Genomic DNA, 5,111 nt, shown 5'->3' on the forward strand with positions numbered 1-5,111 from the left:
TGGTTCGCTTCATTGATGAGCTGATGGCCGGCCAAGCCCCTTGTGCCGGCCACAGCTTCGCCCGGGAAGCCCGTTCTGCAAGTGCTATGAGACGAGTCGCGGTCAGCGGCATCGGCGTGGTGTCGCCGCTGGGCAATAGCCTGGCCGAGCTGCTGGCGAACGCGCGCGCCGGCCGCTCCGGGGTGCGCCGGCTGGAGCTGCCTTTTGCCAGCCGGCTGAACTCACCAATTGCCGCGCTCGCGAGCTTAGCCGCCATGCCTGAGCTGGAGCCGGGCAAGGCGCGCATGCTGGACCGCTTCAGCCTGTTCGCCTTGTTCGCCGCCAACCAGGCGGTGCAGGCTGCACAGGGCGCCTTGGACGGCCTTGACAGCGAACGCGCGGGCGTTTTTGTCGGCACCGGCATGGGCGGCACGCTGACCATGGACGCCGGCTACCAGACCCTCTACGGCGAGCAGTCCGACCGCATCAAGCCCTTCACTATTCTGATGGGCATGCACAACGCGGCCGCCGCCTGGATCGGCATCGAGCATGGCCTGCGCGGGCCCAATATGACGTATTCGACCGCCTGCTCGTCCTCGGCGGTGGCCATCGGCGAGGCATGGCTGCGGGTGGCCAGCGGCCAGCTGGAGGTGGCGCTCGCCGGCGGCTCGGAAGCGCCGCTGTCGCCCGGCTCCTTGAAGGCCTGGGAGGCCTTGCACACGGTGGCCACGCTGGACGCGCTGGAGCCGGCCGCCTCCTGCCGGCCGTTCTCAAAGAACCGCAGCGGCATGGTGTTAGGCGAGGGCGCGGCGATGTTGCTGATCGAGCCTTGGGCCCGTGCGAAGGCGCGCGGGGCCCGCATTCTTGGCGAAATTTGCGGCTATGGGCAATCGAACGACGCCAGCCATATCACCCGCCCCAGCGTCCAGGGCCAGGTGGCCGCGATCAAGGCCGCCTTGCGCTCCGCCGGCAGTGATCCGGGCGCGATCGATGCCATCAATGCACATGGCACCGGCACCCAAGCCAATGACCTGACCGAGACCGCCGCTATCAAGGCGGTGTTCGGCGCGCGGGCGGATCAGCTCCCCATCAGCGCCACCAAGGCCATCCACGGTCATTTACTGGGTGCTGCCGGCGCGCTGGAATGCGTGCTGTCGCTGCTGGCCATGCAGGCCGAAGTGGCGCTGCCGACCATGCATCTGCAGCAGGCCGACCCCGACTGCGATCTGGACTATGTCGCCAACCAAGCCCGCGAGGGCGTGGCCGCCCGGCGGATGCTGTCCAACTCGTTCGCCTTCGGCGGCACCAACGCCGTGCTGGTGCTGGGTCGCGGGGATTGAATGAGGCGGCAGCCCGCGACAGTTCAGGCCGAACCGGCGCGTGGCAGGGCCATGAAGAAGCGCAGCATTTCGGCGGAAGCATCCGGGCCGTGGCCGTCGGTATAGCTGCCGCTCGCGTGTCCTCCCGACCAGGCGTGTCCTGCGCCGTGCAGGGTCCAGCTTTCAATCCAGGGCTGCCCGCTCGCGTCGGCATGGACGCTGCGGCTGAACTTGCGGCCGCCCGAGGAGCTGCCGGTCTGGGTGCTGACGACCAAGGCGCCATGCGCATCGCGCGCCTGCTGGACGATCTGCGCGCCGTTCGACTGCTGCACGGTGTGGTCCCGGTCGCCATGGAAGACGATGATGGGCACGGCCTGCTGCGCTTTCTTCGCCGGCCGCGCCCGGGTCATGCCGGACATCGCGCCGCGCCCGCCTTTCATCGCGCTCAAGGCTGACGGGATGTCATGCGCGCTGCCGTAGGGCAGGCCGGAATGGGCGCCGACGCCGGCAAACAACTCCGGGTAGGTTTCACCCAGCACCACCGCCATCGCCGCCCCGGCCGACAGCCCGGCGACAAAAATCCGCCTTGGGTCGGTGCCATGCCGGCGCGCGATCTCGCCGACGATGCCGGCAATCAGCGCGGGCTCGCCGGCGCCGCGCTCTTGGTCTTGAGGCTTGAACCAGTTCCAGCACTTCGAGGTATTTGCCTGCGCAGCCTGCTCGGGATACAGGATCAAGCAGCCCTGCTCGTCGGCCAGTTTGTTCATCTGCGTGCCGGCGGCGAAGTCATCGGCCGACTGGGTGCAGCCGTGCAGCATCACCAGCAGCGGGCGCGGCGCAGCGGGCTTGCCCGCCGGCACATAGAGCTTGTAGGCCCGGCTGCCGGCGGCATTGCTGAATTCGTAGGCCTCAAAGCTGCCGGGCGGCTGCCGGGTTGCGCGGCCAGAGGGCGGGCGGCCGCGCGAGGTGTCCGCGTCTTCAGCGCCGGGCACGACGCGCGCGGCGACATCGATGACCGCGGCGTCGGTCGCGCCGGATGAGCGCGGCGCCGAGCGCCCACCGGCCAAGGCGCGCCGCACGGTTTCGGTGACCTCATGCATCAGGCCGGTTTTGGTGTCGAGCCCGGCAGCGGCCAGCGCTCGCTTGATCGTGGCGTTGATTGCCGCGGCGTCGAAGGACGGCGCGCGTGCGTTGAATGGGTTTTTCATGGTGTTCTCTCTGACAAGCTCAATGAATTCGATCGGACAGGGCACGACGCACCGCCGGGCTCGCCTGCAGTGCGCCCAGCACGTGCACCGATTCGATGGTGGCGAGTGCCAGTTCTGGGCTGACGTCGTCGGCAATGCGGGCCAGCCCGACCACCTGAATCTGCAGTCGCTGGCCCGCCGCCAACACGGCCTCCAGGTCGGCGCGGCTGTAGTGCAGCAGGCCCACGCTCAGCGTGCGGCGCGCCACCGCCTGCTTGACCACGTCGGCATGCAGGGCCAGCTGGTTGCGCAGCGCGGTGCGCACGAGGTCCGAGCGGTTTGAATAAAAGCCCTCCTGGACCAGCAGGTCGACATGGCCCAGATCGACCACGCCAACATTGACGGTCATCTTCTCGGTCTCGCCGGCCCGTTGGCGGACCTCAATCGCTGTGCTGTTGGCTTTCATATCACCCAATTGGAATCTAATTAGATTCTAATTGGAGCATAATTATCTTGAGGCGCGGGGTTGCCGGTCCAAGACCCTGTTGACAACGCGGCGAGCATGGGCGCGGCGCTGGCCGATTTGCCGGTATAACCCGAGCCATCCTCAACGCCTTAGCCAACGCCCTATGCACACCCCGTTCATGGCAACTGTCACTGCCCGCCTTGTCTCTCTCGCGCTGGTCTGTGCGGTGGCGCAGGCACAGCCCGCGCCGCCGGTCGCCCCGGCCACCGCTGACCCGGTCGCCGCCTTGGTCAGCCAGCTCGATCTGGAGAAGTACAAGGCCACCATCAAGGGCTTGACGCAGTTCGGTGACCGCCGCCAAGGCACCGAGCGCAACCGCAAGGCCTTGGACTGGATCGAGGCCCAGCTCAAGTCCTATGGCTGCAGCAATACCGAGCGGCTGCAATATCAATACACCGAGCCGGCCAAGCGCACACCCGCCGCGCCGCAGCCCGCACGTGCCGGCGGCCCTGCTGGGCAGGGTGGCAGCACCTTGTTCGGGCAACGCGCGGCCACGGGCGTGAACAACGATCCCATGGCCCAGCCCGACGAACGTCTGCGCGCGCTGAATGCCGAGCCCACGCCGGTGGGCACCTCGCTGCGCGAGAACGTTTATTGCACCAAGGTCGGCAGCAGCCGCCCCGGCGAGATGTACATCGTCGGCGCGCATATGGACGGCATCGGCTGGGGCGAGGCGGCCAATGACGACGGCTCGGGCACCGCCTTGGTGATGGAGTTGGCGCGCATCTTCAGCCAGCCCGGCGTGGTGACCGAGCGCTCGATCCGTTTTGTGCTGTGGAACAACGAAGAGACCGGCCTGCAGGGCGCGTCCGCTTATGTGGCCCAGCGCAAGGACCTGCAAGGCATCGAGTCGCCCAAGGGCTCGGGCCGCTATCCCGAGCCGAAGTGGCTCGGCATGATCCAGCACGACATGATGCTGTTCGACCATGGCATGCCGGTGGCCCAAACGGACGCCCAGGGCAAGACGGTGTTCGCGCCGCCCAAGGCCCAGCGAGCCGAAGCGGACGTCAATATCGAGTACCAGTCCAAAGCCAAATACGCGGACGGCGCCGCCGCGCTGGCCTGGGCCTTGCGCGCCGCCAATGACAAATACGCCAGCCATTACCCGGCCGCCGTCGGCTTTCATATGACCAACACCGACTCGATGCCGTTCATGGATTTGGTGCCGGCGATCTCGCTGCGCGAGAACGAGCGCGGCATGCAGATCGGCGCCGGCTGGAACCCGCACTGGCACCAACCGACCGATCTGTACTCGGCCTTTTCGGATCAGGACTTTTTGCTCGGGTTGAATGCGGCTCAAACCACCTTGGCGGCCGTCGCGCAGTTGGCCGGTGCCAAGCTCAAGCCCTGAGTTGCCGGGCTTGGTCAAGCTACTCAGCGTGAGTCTTTGGGGTCACCCAGATGGGCGCGCAGCCACTGGCGCATTTCCCACTGCACATGGCCCACCGACTCGCGCGCGCTGTAGCCATGTGCCTCCAGCGGCAGCAGCACATAACGCGCCGTGCCGCCGGTGCCGGCGAGCGCTTGGTAGAGCCGCTCGGACTGCATCGGAAGGGTGCCGGCACGGTCATCGGCGTCGCCGTGAATCAGCAACAGCGGCTCCTTGATCTGGTTGGCATACAAGAACGGCGACAGCTTCAGATAGGTGTCACGGGCCTCCCAGAGTGAGCGCCGCTCACTCTGAAAACCAAACGGCGTCAGCGTGCGGTTGTAGGCGCCGCTGCGCGCAATGCCGGCCTTGAACAGGTCGGTGTGGGCAAGCAGATTGACGGCCATGAAGGCGCCATAACTGTGGCCGCCGATGGCCACCCGTTTGGGGTCGGTGACGCCCAGATCCTCGGCCTTGTCGATGATGGCGCGCGCGCTCAGACTGATTTGCTCAATGAATTCGTCATTGACCGCTTTGGCGTCGCCGACGATGGGCATGGTCGCCTCGTTCAGCACCACATAACCGTCCAGCACCAGCATCAGGGGGCTGATGCCGCTGAAGTTGGGGTAGCGGTTGGGTGAGCCTGACACCTGACCGGCCAGCGCCGCATCGTTGAATTCGAGCGGATAGGCCCAGACCAGGGTGGGGCGGGCCTCGCCTTCTTTGTAGTC

At 66.9% G+C, this 5,111-nt stretch carries 5 protein-coding genes; 2 read left to right on the forward strand and 3 right to left on the reverse strand.

What is annotated here, in order from left to right:
* The coding region (locus RMO57_RS08825) for a beta-ketoacyl-[acyl-carrier-protein] synthase family protein (protein ID WP_310385825.1) at nucleotides 1-1,319 on the forward strand (1,319 nt) is incomplete at its 5' end.
* A gap of 23 nt (nucleotides 1,320-1,342) precedes the next feature.
* Here the strand turns inward: RMO57_RS08825 and RMO57_RS08830 are convergent.
* Together RMO57_RS08830 and RMO57_RS08835 are read right to left on the reverse strand one after the other, a co-directional pair.
* Nucleotides 1,343-2,506 (reverse strand): PHB depolymerase family esterase, encoded by a 1,164-nt coding sequence (locus RMO57_RS08830; RefSeq protein ID WP_310385826.1) that lies wholly within the window; start codon nucleotides 2,504-2,506, stop codon nucleotides 1,343-1,345.
* A 19-nt stretch (nucleotides 2,507-2,525) separates the two neighbouring features.
* Nucleotides 2,526-2,951: a CopG family transcriptional regulator gene (locus RMO57_RS08835; RefSeq protein ID WP_310385827.1), complete on the reverse strand. Its 426-nt coding sequence runs from the start codon at nucleotides 2,949-2,951 to the stop codon at nucleotides 2,526-2,528.
* A gap of 178 nt (nucleotides 2,952-3,129) precedes the next feature.
* Between RMO57_RS08835 and RMO57_RS08840 the strand changes: the two genes are divergently transcribed.
* Nucleotides 3,130-4,362, forward strand: coding sequence for a M28 family metallopeptidase (locus tag RMO57_RS08840; protein WP_310385828.1), 1,233 nt, complete (start codon nucleotides 3,130-3,132; stop codon nucleotides 4,360-4,362).
* Nucleotides 4,363-4,385: 23 nt separating this feature from the next.
* On the opposite strand, the gene RMO57_RS08845 is transcribed toward RMO57_RS08840, so the two are convergent.
* Nucleotides 4,386-5,111 (reverse strand): alpha/beta hydrolase family protein (locus tag RMO57_RS08845; RefSeq protein WP_310385829.1); only part of this gene is annotated, 726 nt, incomplete at its 5' end.

This window comes from Roseateles sp. (genome assembly GCF_031397715.1).
Taxonomy (GTDB): Bacteria; Pseudomonadota; Gammaproteobacteria; order Burkholderiales; family Burkholderiaceae_C; genus Paucibacter_A.